This is a genomic window from Noviherbaspirillum pedocola (genome assembly GCF_016632335.1).
GTDB classification, from domain to species: domain Bacteria; phylum Pseudomonadota; class Gammaproteobacteria; order Burkholderiales; family Burkholderiaceae_D; genus Noviherbaspirillum_A; species Noviherbaspirillum_A pedocola.
Window position 1 is genome coordinate 1 of sequence record NZ_JAEPBG010000005.1, and the last position, 15354, is coordinate 15354.

The window sequence follows — 15354 nt, forward strand, 5'->3', positions numbered from 1 at the left end:
CGTTGCTGGATGGCGTGCCGTTCAGGGATGGCATCCCGGTGCAAGACAATCCGCCGGAACAACAGAAACTCGCCGCCTGATATTCCTATGCTTCAGACCGGCCATACACCAGAATTGACATTAGCTCGATTTATGGAGGCCACGTATCCAATGGCCCCGAGCGGCTCGTGTCGAAGAGGGCAGTGTGCCAGCGGCTCGAAGAGCCCCTGCGCATGCGGCCAGCGCGGGGAGAGAAGCGCTGAATCACGGCGTCTCGGCTGGCTCGACTCAGCAGCCGGTCCATTTCAAGGTGCTTGCAGGGATGGGCCGAATGCATGCTCAGGAAAGGCCGATATTCCGTAGGGTGGGCGCAGCCCACGCGGTGATCTAACAAAAGCGTGGGCTGCGCCCACCCTACGGGGCTGTTGCGCGATCAGGGTGGCGCTGGTTTAGCGCGCGAGGTATGTCCAATGGCTGATCGCCTGGAGCAACTGGAGCAAGAGTCGCCACCTCAACAAGCTGGCTTCGCAGTCCAGTCCACGAAGACTAGGGAGCCAGCCGATTCTTTCCGTCCGCGCCGAGCCCGCCCCGATCAGCACTGCACAAGCCGCGCAGCCGCTCCAGGTCCACCGGCTTGACCCAATGATCGTCAAACCCGGCCGCTGCCGCGCGCTCGCGGTCATCAAGCTGGCCCCAGCCGGTGAGCGCAATCAGGCGCATGTCGCGCCCATCCTCGCGTTCGCGCACGCAGCGCGCCAGCGTATAGCCGTCCATGTCGGGCAGACCGATGTCGAGCAGCGCAGCATCCGGCGTGAATTCCTGCAGCAAGGCCAGCGCATCGTTGCCATCGTGCGCCACGCGCACCTCGTTGCCGAGCAGGCGCAGCAATTCGGCGATGGTATCGGCCGCGTCGGTATTGTCATCGACGACCAGCAGACGCATTGGCGTCGTGTCGCTCAGCGCATTGCCGGGTGCCGGCGCGGCTAGCGGCGCCGGGGGAATTGCTACGCCAGCGCACGGCAGATGCACGATGAATTCGCTGCCGCGCCCCACACCTTCGCTGAAGGCTTCGACACGGCCGCCATGCATCTTCACCAGGCCATCCACCAGCGCCAGGCCGATGCCCAGGCCGCCCTGGCTGCGCTCCACCGGATGGGTGACCTGGGTGAAGATGGTGAAAACGTTCTGCAGCATTCGCGGCGAAATGCCCACGCCGTTGTCGCGCACGCGCACGCGGTATTCCCCGTCCGCATGCTCCAGCAGCAGGGCGATTCGTCCGCCCGGATTGGTGTATTTCGCCGCGTTGTTGAGAAGATTCGAAAACACTTGCGCCAGGCGCACCGGATCCGCGCACAGCGGCGCCGGCGCAGCGCCGAAATCGATCGTCAGTGCATGTCCGGCGGCCTCGATATGCGGCCGGCTGGTCTCCAGTGCAGCTTCCAGGATCCGAATCAGGTCGGTGTCCTCGGTCTTGATCTCGATCTTGCCGGTGTTGATGCGCGACATATCGAGCAAATCATCCACCAGCCGCGTGAATTGTCCGACCTGGCGGCCGATCACCTGGCGGGCGTGCGCCGCAACGGCAGCATCCTCCGGCCGCAGCTGCATCAGCGCCAGCGAATTGGCAATCGGCGCCAGCGGGTTGCGCAGTTCATGGGCAAGGGTCGCGAGAAACACATCCTTGGCCCGGTCCGAGTGCTGCAGTTCGCGGTAGAGGCGGGCATTTTCCATTGCCGTTGCCGCGCGCCGCGCCAGGTCCTGCGCCAGTTCGAGATCGGCTTCGGAATACACCCGTCCGGATTCCGCGCTGATAAAGCTCAGCACGCCAAGCACGCCCGATTGCGAGGCGATCGGCACACCGATGTAGGAACGAAAGCCGAGTCGACGCAGCATGGCCAGCCGTTCCGGGTCGCTGATCGCGTTTTCCAGCAGGTTGTCGCTCATGTTCGTGATGATTTCCGGCTTGCCGCTGCGCGCGACGTTCCAGACGCCGCGCGGCATCTGCGGATCGGGCGGATAGCGGCGGTGCAATTCCCAGGCGGCATGCACCTTGTCCGGATCCGCATGCGCAATGGCGATGCGCTCGAGCGCGCTGTCTTTATGCAGCAAATCCACGCAGCACCAGTCGGCAAAGTCCGGCACCGCCAGTTGCGCCACGCGCTGCAGCATGTGCTGGTCGCCTTCGACGCTGGCGATCTCGGCGCTGGCGCGCGCCAGAAAACGCAGATCGCGTTCGGTGCGCTTGCGTTCGCTGATGTCGGTGCACAGGCCGCTGTACTGGATCGGTTCGCCAGTGTCGTCGAACAGAATGCGCGCACGCGCCTCGACCCAGCGGATTTGTCCATCGGCGCGCACGATGCGGTACTCCGCCTGGAAGTCCGAAACGCTGTGCAGCGCGTCGCGCATCGCGCAGCGCAGCGCGTCGCGATCTTCCGGATGCACCAGCGCCAGGTAGCCGCGCAGCGTACGCGAGCGTTGCGCCTGTTCCGGTGTCAGGCCGTGCAGCGCATCCATGCCATAGATCCAGTCGGCCTGCGCGGCGCGGATATCCCAGTGCCAGGCGGCCATCGCGCCGGCGTCCAGCGCCAGCCGCAAGCGCATTTCATTGGCCTGCATCTCCTGCTCGGCCAGCTTGCGTTCAGCGGTCACATCGCGGCCGCTCGCATACACCAGGCCATCCTCGACGGTGATGTTCCAGGCAAAGTGACGCCAGGCTCCCGCGGCGCTGCGGCAGCGGATCTCGAAGCGCTGCGCCGGCATGCGCGCCGAACGCGCCAGCGCGGCGCGCGCGCAAGCCACGTCCTCGGGATGCACGCGCTCGAAGAACAGCGTGCCGATCAGTTCCGCGCTCCGATAGCCAAGCAGGCTGTTCCAGGCGGGATTGACGGCCAGCAGCAGTCCATCGGTGCGCATCACGGCAAGCGGATCCGGGGAGTGGCGCCAGATGCGGTCGCGCTCGCGGGTGCGTTGCGCGACTTCCTCCTCGAGCGTGCGGTTGTGGCGGCGCAGCTGCAGTTCCGACTGTTTCTGCACGGTGCGGTCGCGCAGCGCGCGCACATGGCCGGCGGCACGGCCGCAGGCATCGGATAGCGGCGTGACATCGCCGGACATCCAGAAGCGTTCGCCGTTCTTGCGCACATACCAGCCGTCGGCAATGGCTCGGCCATCGCGGCCGGCCAGTGCGGCATCCGCTTCGAGCCGGCCGGCGGCAAGATCCTCGGGCGTATGGATCGCATGCGGCGCGCGTCCGCGCATTTCTTCCTCGCTCCAGCCAAAGGCGAGCTCGGCGCCGCGATTCCAGGCGGTAACCGTGCCGGTAGCATCGGTGACGATGACGGCGAAGCCGACAATGCTGTCCAGCACGGGACGTAAATCCCGCTGCGCCGCGGATGCGCCGGTGCAAGCATGGTCGGAAGACGAAGGCGGGTGGTTCCCCTGCCGATCGGGCAACGGCGCCTGTGCTGCGCGTGGTGCGTGATCTGAAGTCATGGGTGGCCTTGGGCGCCAATGGCACAAGCCAGCCGGGACGTGAAAGCGCCCGCCAGCGTGGTTTGGGCCATGACACCGCGAAATGCAAAACGGCAATGATAACCGAATGAGATGGTCGATTATCGACATTTCGTCGAAGTGAGGTAACTGCCGGTTGCCAAGCGTCATGCGGATTGGGTACTTTCCCGTGCGGATGGCGCACATTCCTACGCATTTTGTAGATGCTGTCCTATATGCGGCGCGTGGTGCCGGAAGCAGAATCGAAAGCGATCTGGCGGCCAGCCCGGCCGCCGCTGAACCCGGAGAAGAACATGAACAAGACCGTACTTTTGAAGCGCATGGCCGCCTGCGCGAGCCTGGCAATGCTGTTTTCAGCGGCACAGGCGCAAACCGGAACCGGCACCGCTACCGACGCCGGCACCTCAACCGGCGCGGCCACATCCGCGGCAAGCAAGGGCGCCAGCAAGATGAGCGCGGCCGATCAGCGCTACATGAAGGACATCGCCCAGTCGAATCTGGCTGAAATCGCTGCCAGCAAGATCGCACTGGAGAACGGCCAGGCGCAGCAGGTGAAGGATTTCGCGCAGAAGATGATCGACGACCATACCCAAGCCGAAAACGAACTGCAGACGTTGGCCCAGAGCAAGGGCGTGCAACTGCCGACCGAACCGGACGCCAAGCATCGGGCGCTGGCCAAGATGATGAGCGGACTGAAAGGCGAAGCCTTCGACCGGCGCTATATGAAGGAGACTGGTCTGACCGACCATCAGAAAACGGCCAAACTGCTGCACAAGGTGGCCGACAAGGCCAAGGACCCGGATCTGAAAGCCTATGCGCAGAAAACCCTGGGCCCGGTCGAGCAGCATCTGGCCATGGCGCAGGACGAGACCAGCAAGCGCGGTCAGCGTCCGGGCAGCGCCAAGTAGACACTGAGGAGAACGATATGCCGGAACGCGAACAGGACAAGGTGGGACTGCCGGATCAGCGCACCGTGCCCGACTACGATCCCACCAATGACATGAACAACAACAAGGAAGCGCCACGCATCCGCAACGAGGTGCAGCCGCGCGCAGACCTGACCCCCGAAGAGAAGAAGCGCGCCGAGGAAGTGCTAGGCGGTTTCGAGGATGAGCCGGGGCGAATCAGGCCGAACGAGGATTGATCCGAGCGCATCGCTGGGAACGGAACTGCGCCGGTCGCCTTCGCCTTCCGAAGGGAAGGGGAAGGCGACCGGCATGCCTTTTCAGACGAGAAGCGACATGCCGAGCACCTTTGCTGCCTTGTTCAAGCGGATGTCGAAACAGCCGAACTCAATGGTTTCGGCAATGATTCCGGCCGCGCGGTGGGCCGTTGCCAGCTGCATGCTGTCGTAGGCGCGAAGGGCGAAAGTGTCGGCGTAATCCGCTGCAAGTTCCACCAGTTCCTGGTCGACGTCGAGAACGACATAGCGTCCCCAATCCCGGCGCAAGGCTTTTTTCGCGTCCTCAATCGCGGCGATATCTCCGGGCTCCTCCCTGGAGCGGCGCGCGAATGCAGCATGGGCTTCAATCCAGGCGATGCGGCTCACCATAAGCGCTTCGGCTTGCGTGGCATGGCCCAGGACGAGATCACTGCCGGTTTCGAAGAGATAAAGTTTGACCAGTGCCGAGGTATCGAGAAACAGGATCATTCCCTGTCTTCCAGCACCATTGCCGAAACCGGTTTGCCGCGCGCCTGGAGCACAATGCGCGCGCCTTCCGGCTTGCCGCCTTGCCAGGTGGCCTTGCCTTCTGCGAGCAGCCGGCTCAAGCCGGCATTGCCGGCCGGCGGCACGCCGATCACGCGTGCGACGACCTTGCGATGCGAAGTCAACTCAATGTCTTGTCCGGATTGGGCACGCTGAATGTATTGGGCGAGATGAGACTTGAACTCTTGCATGGAAACTTGCATTTCAGGACAGAAGTGAGGGGAGATTCCGCAGATTCTGTCCTAATCTTTGAGGACTGGCAAGATTCGATGCCTGCCCAACCACCGCACATGCGTTGGCGGATGGGCAGAGCTGCTGCGAGCAGGAAACTATTCATCCGGGCGACTTTGATCCCGGCCGGATTCAACCGCCCCCTATGCCTTCGGTAATCGTCCCGGTGCCGCGGCAATTCGGGCACTGACCGCCGCTGGCATTCTTGCCGCTGCCATGGCAGACCGGGCAGGTGTCGTCGCCGGTGCCTACGGTGCCCGGCGCCGCGTCGTCGCCGGGCGCCATCTCCGGCGAAGATTCATGCACCGTCTGCGGCGCAGGCGCGCCGCCTTGTCCACCACCCTCACCGCCGCTGGAAGCCATCGCTGCCATCGCCGCGGGTTCGCCGCCCACGTCTTCGGGCTGCAATCCGCTCGGCAGGCCGATGTCATCCACGCCGACGAGTTCCGTGGTGTGCGCGCCATGCGGTCCGGCAGCACGTTCGAGACGTTCCTCATCCTCGCGCGGCTCGCCCTGGGCATCGTTTTCACGCATGCTATCCACGCCAGAGCCGGTCGGCAGCCCGATGTCATCGACGCCGACCAGCGGCGCACCGCCATTCTTTCCTGGTTCCATCTCAGCCTCCGTTGTTGTCCTGGTCGCAGCCGCGCCCAGGTGTCTGGAACTCACCCGGACATGCAGGCATTTCCGGATTATTCAGGCGTGATGCGAGCGGCCATTGCGCTTCATCAGGTAAGTGCCCGCCAGCACAGCGCCGGCGGCCAGCATCAGCGAGCTTGCCGGCATGCTGCGGATCAGGTTGGTGGCGATTTCACCGGTGCGCGGCGCGGCCAGTTCGACGCGGCGCTTCACCCATTGCGCGCCGAGTTCATTCAGGCGTTCGCCCATCATGCGCTCGGCTTCGGGCAGCAGGATGGTTTCCTCGTCGGCCACGTGGTGCATCACGTCGCGCATCAGTTCGAAGACGGTGTCGTCATAGCCGGCGTCGGTGGGCTGCATGCCGCGCAGCTTGGTGATCAGACGGCGCATTTCATCATGCTCGGGCTGGCTCTTCTGCACCGCCGGGTTGGTGCCGTCGAGCGCGCGCATGGCCGGATAAAAGATTTCCTCTTCCATCTGCGCATGGATTTCCAGCGCCAGACAGATCGTGTTCACCAACGCCTGCTTGGTGCCCGGGCTGGTGTCGACGTCGTATTGATGCCAGGTTGCTAGCGTGTGGGTGTGATCCAGGCGGATCAGGTTGGCGATGGATGGAGCGATTTTCGAGGTGATCGATTGCATGGCGTGGTCCTTGATGTCGGTTGATGGAGTGACAAGTGAAGTTTTGACCAAGCCCGGTGCGGATATATCCTCGTCTTCTCCTATTTCTGCGCCTCGAACGCTTGAGCCTGCGCACGCTTTCCGTGCTTGCGCCGGAATTGCCGCGACAGCCAGCCGCCGGCGTCGTCGACATAGGTGAATACCGCCGGCACCACCAGGAGGCTCAGCAGCGTGGAAGTGATCAGGCCGCCAATCACCGCAATGGCCATCGGCGAGCGGAAGCTCGGATCGGCGCCCCAGCCCAGCGCCAGCGGCGCCATGCCGGCGCCCATCGCAATCGTGGTCATGATGATGGGCCGGCTGCGCTTGTGGCAGGCATCGATCAGCGCATCGAAGCGGTCCATGCCCGCGCGGCGCGCCAGGATCGCGTAATCGACCAGCAGGATCGAGTTCTTGGTGACGATGCCCATCAGCATGATCAGGCCGATCAGCGAAGGCATGGAAAGTGCGCGACCGGTCAGCAGCAGCGCGACGAAGGCGCCGCCGATGGATAAGGGCAGCGCCGCGAGTATCGTCGTCGGCTGCAGGAAGTCCTTGAACAGCAGCACCAGCACCCCGAAGATGCACAGCACGCCGATGGCCATGGCCGTGCCGAAGCTGGCGAACAGATCGCGCATCTGCTGTGCGTCGCCAAGCTCGGCAATGCGAACCGACGGCGGCAGGCCGCGCACCGAGGGCAGGGCGCGCGCCTCGGCATTGAGTTCGCCGAGCGAGCGGCTGCCGAGTTCGATATTGAAGGTGACGTTGCGGCTGCGGTTCAAGCGGTCGATCTGGGCCGGGCCGCTGCTCATGCCGATCGCAGCCACCGTGCCGACCATCACCGGCCCAGCGCGACCCGGCACGTTCAGGCGCGACAGCGCATCGAGGTCGGCGCGCACCGCATCCGGCAGCTTGATCCGGATTGGCACCTGGCGCTGCGCCAGGTTCAGCTTGGGCAGGTTCATCTCGTAATCGCCGGCCGTGGCCACGCGCATGGTTTCGCCGATGGCCGTGGCCGTCACGCCGAGCTCGGCGGCGCGCGCGGTGTCGGGCCGCACCACGATTTCCGGCCGCACCAGCGAGGCGCTCGAGCTGACGGTGCCGATGCCGCGCAAGCCGCGTACTTCGCGTTCGACCCGCTGCGCGGCGGAAGCGAGCGCAACCGGATCGTCGCTGCGCAGCACCAGCTGCATCTTCACGCCGATATCGGGCGGCCCGACGGTATAGCGTATGCCGGGCACCGCTTCGAGCCGGCGTCGCAGGTCCGACTCGATCTGCGCCATCGTCGCGTGCCGCGCATTGCGATGGGTGGTGGTCAGCGTCAGCGTCGCCTTGCGTGCTTCGCCGGCGGAGCCGGGATTGAACAGATCGGTGACGGTGCCGCCACCGATGGAGGCGAACACGCCGGTGATGTCGGCATTGCCCATCGCCAGGCGGCGCACGGCCTCGGTGGCGGCGGCCGTCTCGGCCAGCGTCGATCCGGGCGCGAGCTCGAGCGTGATCTGGGTCTGGCCGCGATCGCCCGGCGGCACGAAGCCGGTCGGCAGCAGCGGCACCAGGGCCAGCGACGCGATGAAGAACAGCGCCGACGCAATCGCCGTCACCATCCGGTGCCGGATGCACCAGCCCACCAGCGCCAGGTAGCGCCGCATCAGCGCGCCGTCCGGCCTATGGGAACGCCGGCTCGGCTGCAGGAAGTAAGCAGCCATCATCGGCGTGAGCAGGCGCGCCACCACCAGCGACGCGAGAATCGCCAGCACCGCGGTCCAGCCGAACTGCTTGAAGAACAATCCCGGCACGCCGGACATGAAGGCCGTGGGCAGGAATACCGACACCAGCGCGAAGGTGGTGGCAATCACCGCCATGCCGATTTCATCAGCCGCTTCGAGCGCGGCCTTCATCGGCGACTTGCCCATGTCCAGGTGACGCTCGATGTTCTCGATTTCGACGATCGCATCGTCCACCAGCACGCCGACTACCAGCGCCAGCGCCAGCAGCGTCACCGTGTTGAGCGTGTAGCCGAACAGGTACATGCCGACGAAGGTCGGGATCACCGACAGCGGCAGCGCGGCGGCGGCAACGATGGTGGCGCGCCAGTCGCGCAGGAACCACCAGACCACCAGCACCGCGAGGATGGCGCCCTCGTACAGCAATTCCATCGAGCCGCGGAAGTTTTCCTGCACCGGCTCGGCATTGTCGATCACATTGGTCAGCGTCATTTCCGGATGCGACGCCTGCAACTCGGCCACCGCGGCGCGGGCCAGGCGCGCGACATCGATCTCGCTGGCGCCGCGGGTGCGGTAAATTTCGAAGCCGACCACCGGGTTGCCGTTCTGCGTGGCCAGCGCGCGCGGCTCGGCTACGGTGTCTTCAACGGTGGCAACGTCGCCGAGCCGGATGCGGCGGCCGCCCGCAAGCGGGATATCCAGCGCGGCCAGCTCCGACGCGTCGCGCACCGCGGCCAGCGTGCGCACTGATTGCTCGGCGCCGCCGACATCGCCGCGGCCGCTGGGCACGTCCTGCTGCACCTGGCGCAGTCGCTGCGACACATCCAGCGCCGATACGCCCAGGCCGGCCATCTTCAAGGCATCGAGCGTGACGCGCACCTCGCGCGAGACACCGCCTACGCGCCGCACCGCGCCCACGCCGGGCACGGCCAGAAGGCGCTTGCTCGCCTCGTTATCGACGAACCAGGACAGTTGCTGGTCGTCCAGCGTCGGCGTGCCGTTGGCCCGGGTTTTCGGCGCAGCGACGAAGGTGAGCACGACGCGGCCGGCGGTAATCGTCTTGGTCACCGACGGATCGCGCAGATCGCTGGGCAGGTCGGCGCGTACCCGCGCCACCGCGTCGCGCACATCGTTCAGCGCCTCGGACAATTGCCGCTCGAGCACGAATTCCACGGTGACTGTGGCTTGCCCTTCCAGCACCCGGGTGTAGATATTCTTCACGCCCTGCAGCGTGGCGACGCTGTCCTCGATCTTGCGCGCGACCTCGGTTTCCATCTGCGAGGCGGCGGCGCCGGGCAGCGAGGCCGAGACGCTGACGATGGGCAGTTCGATATCCGGGAAGTCCTGCACCATGGTCGCCCGGTAGGCCAGCAGGCCGCCCAGTGTCAGCAGCAGGAACAGCAGGATGGCGGGAACCGGATTTCGTATCGACAGTGCGGAAAAGTTCATCGCGTCTCCCGTCGTCCCCGGCTCATTGGGCGTTCGCGCCGGCGCGCCGCACCAGGTCGCCGTCGTTGAGGAATCCGGCGCCGTCGACAGCGAGGGTCATGTCCGGCATCACGCCTTCGAGCACTTCGACGCGCGTGCCGTCGCGTCGGCCGGTGCGCACCTGCAGTTGACTGACGCGGTTGTCCGCGTTCACCCGGAACACGTAGGAAAAGCCATCGCGCAGCACGATCGCCGATTGCGGCACGGTCAGCGCCGGCGCATTGCCGAGCTGGAATTCGCCGCTGGCATACATGCCGGCGCGCGCGCCCATCGTCCCGCCATCCGGCGGCAGCAGGTCGACATAGACGAGCGCGGTGCGGCTTTGCACATCGACCGTCGGGCCGATGGCGCGCACGCGGCCACTGACGGCGTCGCCGCCCGGCGGATGCACCGTTGCCGGCAATCCGGGACGCATGCGCGCGAGATCGGCGGCGGTGACTTCGGCGCGCCATTCGAGCCGGCCCTGGCGGATCATGCGGAACAATTCGGCGCCGGCCGGCGTGACCGCGCCAACCGTGGCGCTGCGTGCCGAGATGATGCCGTCGTCCGGCGCCACCACCCGGGTGTGCTTCAGGCGCAGCCGCTGCGTCGCCACCGCCGCGCGCGCGGCTTCCACCCGTGCCTGGGCGGTGATGGCCGCGGTGTTGTACTGCGCAATCTGCGTGGCCGACAGCGCGCCGCTGTTGGAAAGCGTGCGCGCGCGTGCGGCATCCGCCTGGGCTGCCGCGGCGGCGGCCTCGGCTTCGGCCAGGGTCGCCTGCGACTGCGCCATCTCGGCCTGAGCGGTCTCCGCAGCAAAGCTGGCCAGCAGATCACCGGCGCGCACCCGGTCGCCGACATTGACGCGCACGGAAGTCAGGCGCAGCCCCGCGACTTCGCTGCCGATCACTGCTTCCTGCCAGGCGGCGATATTGCCGTTGGCCTCCAGGCGCTGCGGCAGATCCAGGTGGCGCGGCTGGTCGACCGATACGGTCAGCGCCGCGCGCGGTGCGCCCGAACCGGTGGCGGTGGCAGAGGTGGCAGACGCCGCCGACGCCGCCGACGCCTTGTTGCCTCCCTGGCGCGCCAGCAGCGTGGCCGCGCCAGCGCCAACGAGGAGCAGCGCGCAGGCGCCGATGAGCAGATTTCTCGTGGTTTTTTTCATGGTGTTTTCCGCCCCGTGTCCGGCACTGCTGCGATGTCCGGCTTGCCGTCCCAGTCGCCGCCGACCGCGCGGTACAGTCCGATCCACGCATTCGTACGCTCCTGGCGCAGACTGATGAGCGCAGTTTCGGCCGCCAGCCGGCTGCGTCGCGCTTCTTCCAGATCGATCAGGCTGCCCAGGCCGCTGCGGTAGCGTTCTTCAGCGGCACGGAAAAAGTCGCGATAGCCCGCCACCGCGATTTGCGCCGCGTCGCTGCGACGCGCGGTGCTGTCCAGCCGCACGAGAGCCTGTTCGACTTCGCCGATCGCACGCCGCACCGCGGCCCGGTAGGCGGCGGCAGCCGATGCATAGCGCAGCCGTGCTGCGTCGATATTGGCCGACCGCCGGCCGCCATCGTAGATCGGCAGCGTCAGCGCCAGCGGACCGATGGACCAGGTATCGAGCTTGCCGGTGTTGTCGCCATAGGCGAAGTACGCCATGCCGATCGAGCCCGACAGCGACAGCCGGGGATAGCGCTGCGCTTCGGCGTTGCCGATGTCGGCGCTGGCGGCGGCGACTTCGCGGGCCGCGCGCACCAGGTCCGGGCGGCGGCCCACCATGTCAGCCGGCACCGCGGGCACCGCCGCCGCGGACGACTGCGGCAGCACCGAAGCGCTCTCGTCGAGGCGGCGCCGCAGTTCCGGCTCGGCTATGCCAGTCAGCGCCACCAGGGTCTTGATTTCCACGTCGCAGCTCGCCGCCTGCTGCACCACGCGATTCTCGCCGTCGGCGGCGCTGGCATCGGCTAACGCCTGATTGGCCGGCGACTGGAAGCCAGCCTGGCCGGCGAGCCGCGTCAGGCGCGCGGTTTCGCGGCGCGATGCGGCATCTGCCCTGGCGATGACAAGCAGCTGGCGGCAGGCGCGCACGCTGTAATAGCGGGTGGCGACTTCGGCCGCGACCGCTACGCGCGCGTCATGCCAGCCGGCCTGCGCGCCTTCCAGCCGCGCCTGGGCCGCGTCGCGCGCGGCGCGGTTGGCGCCGAACAGATCGATTTCCCAGGCAGTCTGCGCTGCGCCCTGCACCGTGGTGCCGATCGGCAGCGGCGGCTGCGCACTGTTGCGCGCGGCCTGCGCATTCACATCCAGCGTCGGCGCGAGCGCCGCGCCGGCCGCGACGCGGGTCGAGCGCGCATTGCCGATGAGTGACAGTGCCGAGGCCAGGTCGGGGCTTTCGCGTTGCGCCGCGGCGATCAGCTCCGGCAACAGCGCGTCGCCCTGCGCCTGCCACCATCCCTGCAATCCTGCCGGGCTGCCGTCATGCGGCAGCGGCTCGGCATCCGCGCGCGGCAGCGGCGCCTGCCAGGCGACCGGCAGCGGCGCGGCGGCGTCGGCCGGCGCACGCGACAGCGTGCCGCAGCCGGACAGCAGCAATGCAGCCAGCAATGCCATGGCCGGCTGCGCCCTGCGACGGCGGGGACGGTGCGTGGAGGATGGCGCGCTCGGCAGGGCGTTGGTCATGGACGCTGGCGCTATTTCTTGTCGGTCTCGGGCACTTCGGGCATGTCGGGCGCGGTCAGGTAGCGGTCCAGCAGCACGAAAAAGCGGTCATAGAATTTCGGTTCCAGGATGGTCTGGCTGGCGACCTTGACCAGGGAATCCTCGCTGGAGGAAAACGGCAGCGATAGCGAACCAAATGCGCCGACGCCGACGCTGGCGGATTGATTGGTCTTCTTCAGCGCGTAATGCTCCTGCAGCGCATTGGCAAAGGCGATGCTGCTCGTGCCAGCGCGGCCGTCGGCGGCGCAGACCACATGGAACTCGATTTCCGCATGCACGTCGCCCTTGGGCTGGAAATTCTTGCGGCCGTTGATCGCTTCCGGCTTGGACTGCGTGATCACATAGCCCTGCGACAGCAGCGCGCGCCGCGCCGCTTCACAGGTTTCGGCCGGCGAATAGTCGTAGTTGTGGGAATAGGTATTGGTGTTGTCGAATTCTTCGTTCTGATAGACCGGCGGCTTGTCGGTACTGCAGGCCGCCAGGATCAACGCGGTTGCAAGCGGCAGGGTGGCGCGCGCGAACGGGCGTAAGGCTTGTTGCATGGTTGGGCACATTCCTAGAACTGCCGACGGACGGCGTGATAGCGGGGAGGAAACGGGTTGTTCCTCAGACCGGCGGCGACGAACTTGGTTGCAGGATACTTTACCGGCCGCATCATGCCATAAGCGGACCTGTTTCACGCAGGAAATCGCACTTCGACGCGCAGGCCGCCCAATGGCGAATCGGACAGTGTGATCGTCGCGCCATGCCGCGCCGCAATGTTGGCAACGATTGCCAGACCAAGGCCGCTGCCGGGCTGGCTCGGATTGTCGCCGCGGTAGAAGCGCTGGAACACCCGTTCCCGCTCCGCAGGCGCGATACCGGGTCCGGAATCGTCGATGGCAAGCACCGCGGCATTCCCATCGCGTCGCAGGCCGGCCGCCACGTGTCCACCTTCCGGGGTGTAGCGGATCGCATTGTCGAGCAGGTTGCGCAGCAGGATGCGCAAGGCTTCGCCGTCGGCCGAGATCAGCAGCGCTCCAGCGTCCTGGTCCCCCGGTTCGGTTCCGGCAGCCTCGCCGGTTTCAAACGCGATATCGATGCGCCGCGCCTCGGCCAGGGGCCATGCTTCGGCAATGGCCAGGCGCACTGCCTCGGCCAGATCGATCTGCCGCGGCGCATGGCCCGATTCGCCGGGCGCGGTGCGCGCAGCCAGCAGCAATTGTTCGATCAGCCGGGTTGCGCGTTCGACGCCTTCCTTGAGCCGCGCGGCGGCATCGCGGCGCGCTGCCTCGTCGGCTGCGCGTTCCAGCAGTTGCAATTGCAGGCGCAGCGCAGTGAGCGGCGAACGCAGCTCGTGCGCGGCATCGGCCACAAAGGCGCGCTGGCTGTCGAAGGCCAGCTTCAGCCGCGCCAGCAGCGCATTCAGCGCATGCGCCAACGGTTCGATTTCGCTCGGCAGGCCAGCTTCGGGCAAGGATTCCAGGCTCAGCGCATCGCGCCGCTTGACTTCGCCAGCGAGCCGGCGGACCGGACGCAGCGCGCGGTCGACGATCAGCCAGGCCAAGAGCGCCATCAGCGGTGCCAGCACGAACAGCGGGCGCAGGCTGCGCAATGCTGCATTTGCCGCCAGGTCGCGCCGCAATTCCAGCGGTTGCGCGACCTGGATGATGCGTCCGCGACTTGCCATGCTGTAGACGCGCCAGCGCCGGCCATTCGCATCGACGTCGGAAAATCCCAGGGTGGCGCGGTCGGGCAGGGCGCTGTCCGGATGCGACAGGTAGAGCACGGTGCCGTTCGCGGTCCAGATCTGCACCACTACCGAGGACGGATCTTCGCTGTCGGGCAGCGCATGCAGTTCCGTCGCAAAGCCCTGGTCGCGCAAGGTGATCGCGGTTTGCCGCAATTGATAGTCGAACAGTTGCTCGTTTTCGCTCAGGGTGTTGCGATAGGTGAGCGCGCCGGTAGCCGCGGCCGCCGCCAGCGCCGCGGCGAGAAGAAAGATCGACAGCCGGGCGCGCAGCGACTTCATGCGCCCTCCGGTTTCGGCACGAAGTAGCCGACGCCGCGCACATTGCGGATGAAGTCAGTGCCGAGTTTCTTGCGCACCGCATGGATATGCACCTCGACCGCATTGCTTTCGACTTCGTCGCCCCAGCCGTACATGCGCTCTTCAAGCTGCGCACGCGACAGGATGGCGCCGGGCCGGGCGGCAAGCGCTTCGACGATCGCGTATTCCCGTGCCGACAGCAGCACCGGCGCGCCATCGCGCTCGACTTCACGCGTGGCCGGCCGGATGCGCACGCCACCGAGCACGATGTCCGGCGCGGCGCGACCGCTGCTGCGTCGCAGCGCCGAACGGATGCGCGCCGCCAGCTCATCGACATCGAAAGGCTTGACCAGGTAATCGTCGGCGCCGGCGTCGAGTCCGGCAATGCGCGATTCAATTGCGTCGCGCGCGGTGATGACGATTACCGGCGTCGCGCCCTCGGGCGCCGGCCGCGCGCGCAGCCGCCGCAGAATCTGCAGGCCGTCGACGCCGGGCAGGCCGAGGTCGAGCAGCACCAGGTCGACATGGCCGGCGGCCAGAGCCGCGTCGACCCCGCTGCCGTTCTGCATCCAGTCCACCACGTAAGCTTCGGCACGCAGCGAATCGCGCACGGCTTCGCCGATCATCCGGTCATCCTCGACAAGAAGTATGCGCATCGGTCATTTCAGGGTCATGGAAGGCGATTATTGTAGCTGGCGACTACC

The 15354-nt window shown here is 66.5% G+C and carries 13 protein-coding genes; 2 read left to right on the forward strand and 11 right to left on the reverse strand.

Annotated elements, in window-relative coordinates:
- Window positions 1–525: 525 nt before the first annotated feature.
- A complete protein-coding gene (locus JJB74_RS13125) occupies window positions 526–3468 on the reverse strand; it encodes a hybrid sensor histidine kinase/response regulator (protein WP_200592343.1) in 2943 nt (980 codons plus the stop codon).
- Window positions 3469–3779: 311 nt separating this feature from the next.
- On the opposite strand from JJB74_RS13125, the gene JJB74_RS13130 reads away from it, so the two are divergent.
- On the forward strand, window positions 3780–4394 hold the full coding sequence (locus JJB74_RS13130; protein WP_200592344.1) for a DUF4142 domain-containing protein: 615 nt from the start codon (window positions 3780–3782) through the stop codon (window positions 4392–4394).
- Between the two features lie 17 nt (window positions 4395–4411).
- Complete coding sequence (locus JJB74_RS13135; protein WP_200592345.1) at window positions 4412–4630, forward strand: hypothetical protein; 219 nt, start codon at window positions 4412–4414, stop codon at window positions 4628–4630.
- An 81-nt stretch (window positions 4631–4711) separates the two neighbouring features.
- Here the strand turns inward: JJB74_RS13135 and JJB74_RS13140 are convergent, their stop codons facing one another.
- The 10 genes from JJB74_RS13140 to JJB74_RS13185 form a co-directional block, all read right to left on the reverse strand.
- Window positions 4712–5137 carry a type II toxin-antitoxin system VapC family toxin gene (locus JJB74_RS13140; protein ID WP_200592346.1) on the reverse strand — a complete coding sequence of 142 codons (426 nt, stop codon included), beginning with the start codon at window positions 5135–5137 and terminating at the stop codon, window positions 4712–4714.
- Window positions 5134–5385 (reverse strand): type II toxin-antitoxin system Phd/YefM family antitoxin, encoded by a 252-nt coding sequence (locus tag JJB74_RS13145; protein WP_200592347.1) that lies wholly within the window; start codon window positions 5383–5385, stop codon window positions 5134–5136. The genes JJB74_RS13140 and JJB74_RS13145 overlap by 4 nt, the downstream gene beginning before the upstream one ends.
- Window positions 5386–5557: 172 nt before the next feature.
- Window positions 5558–6040: a hypothetical protein gene (locus JJB74_RS13150; protein ID WP_200592721.1), complete on the reverse strand. Its 483-nt coding sequence runs from the start codon at window positions 6038–6040 to the stop codon at window positions 5558–5560.
- Window positions 6041–6121: 81 nt separating this feature from the next.
- Window positions 6122–6706 carry a hemerythrin domain-containing protein gene (locus JJB74_RS13155; RefSeq protein WP_200592348.1) on the reverse strand — a complete coding sequence of 195 codons (585 nt, stop codon included), beginning with the start codon at window positions 6704–6706 and terminating at the stop codon, window positions 6122–6124.
- Window positions 6707–6786: 80 nt separating this feature from the next.
- A complete protein-coding gene (locus JJB74_RS13160; protein ID WP_200592349.1) occupies window positions 6787–9900 on the reverse strand; it encodes an efflux RND transporter permease subunit in 3114 nt (1037 codons plus the stop codon).
- Window positions 9901–9922: 22 nt separating this feature from the next.
- The gene (locus tag JJB74_RS13165; RefSeq protein WP_200592350.1) at window positions 9923–11083 is read right to left on the reverse strand and encodes an efflux RND transporter periplasmic adaptor subunit; all 1161 of its coding nucleotides are present in this window, start codon (window positions 11081–11083) and stop codon (window positions 9923–9925) included.
- Window positions 11080–12582, reverse strand: a complete 1503-nt coding sequence (locus JJB74_RS13170; protein ID WP_234484165.1) for an efflux transporter outer membrane subunit — start codon at window positions 12580–12582, stop codon at window positions 11080–11082. The genes JJB74_RS13165 and JJB74_RS13170 overlap by 4 nt, the downstream gene beginning before the upstream one ends.
- Before the next feature lie 11 nt (window positions 12583–12593).
- Entirely contained in the window at window positions 12594–13163 is a 570-nt protein-coding gene (locus JJB74_RS13175) for a DUF2242 domain-containing protein (protein WP_200592351.1), read from the reverse strand.
- A 134-nt stretch (window positions 13164–13297) separates the two neighbouring features.
- The gene (locus tag JJB74_RS13180; protein WP_200592352.1) at window positions 13298–14632 is read right to left on the reverse strand and encodes an ATP-binding protein; all 1335 of its coding nucleotides are present in this window, start codon (window positions 14630–14632) and stop codon (window positions 13298–13300) included.
- Window positions 14629–15306, reverse strand: coding sequence for a response regulator (locus tag JJB74_RS13185; RefSeq protein WP_200592353.1), 678 nt, complete (start codon window positions 15304–15306; stop codon window positions 14629–14631). The genes JJB74_RS13180 and JJB74_RS13185 overlap by 4 nt, the downstream gene beginning before the upstream one ends.
- Window positions 15307–15354: the final 48 nt, after the last annotated feature.

What these genes read in the sequence shown, in the direction of transcription:
- JJB74_RS13140 (WP_200592346.1), bottom strand. Translation starts at nt 5,137, where the DNA reads ATGATCCTGTTTCTCGATACCTCGGCACTGGTCAAACTTTATCTCTTC.
- JJB74_RS13155 (WP_200592348.1), bottom strand. Translation starts at nt 6,706, where the DNA reads ATGCAATCGATCACCTCGAAAATCGCTCCATCCATCGCCAACCTGATC.
- JJB74_RS13150 (WP_200592721.1), bottom strand. Translation starts at nt 6,040, where the DNA reads ATGGAACCAGGAAAGAATGGCGGTGCGCCGCTGGTCGGCGTCGATGAC.
- JJB74_RS13130 (WP_200592344.1), top strand. Translation starts at nt 3,780, where the DNA reads ATGAACAAGACCGTACTTTTGAAGCGCATGGCCGCCTGCGCGAGCCTG.
- JJB74_RS13180 (WP_200592352.1), bottom strand. Translation starts at nt 14,632, where the DNA reads ATGAAGTCGCTGCGCGCCCGGCTGTCGATCTTTCTTCTCGCCGCGGCG.
- JJB74_RS13185 (WP_200592353.1), bottom strand. Translation starts at nt 15,306, where the DNA reads ATGCGCATACTTCTTGTCGAGGATGACCGGATGATCGGCGAAGCCGTG.
- JJB74_RS13135 (WP_200592345.1), top strand. Translation starts at nt 4,412, where the DNA reads ATGCCGGAACGCGAACAGGACAAGGTGGGACTGCCGGATCAGCGCACC.
- JJB74_RS13145 (WP_200592347.1), bottom strand. Translation starts at nt 5,385, where the DNA reads ATGCAAGAGTTCAAGTCTCATCTCGCCCAATACATTCAGCGTGCCCAA.
- JJB74_RS13165 (WP_200592350.1), bottom strand. Translation starts at nt 11,083, where the DNA reads ATGAAAAAAACCACGAGAAATCTGCTCATCGGCGCCTGCGCGCTGCTC.
- JJB74_RS13175 (WP_200592351.1), bottom strand. Translation starts at nt 13,163, where the DNA reads ATGCAACAAGCCTTACGCCCGTTCGCGCGCGCCACCCTGCCGCTTGCA.
- JJB74_RS13125 (WP_200592343.1), bottom strand. Translation starts at nt 3,468, where the DNA reads ATGACTTCAGATCACGCACCACGCGCAGCACAGGCGCCGTTGCCCGAT.
- JJB74_RS13160 (WP_200592349.1), bottom strand. Translation starts at nt 9,900, where the DNA reads ATGAACTTTTCCGCACTGTCGATACGAAATCCGGTTCCCGCCATCCTG.
- JJB74_RS13170 (WP_234484165.1), bottom strand. Translation starts at nt 12,582, where the DNA reads ATGACCAACGCCCTGCCGAGCGCGCCATCCTCCACGCACCGTCCCCGC.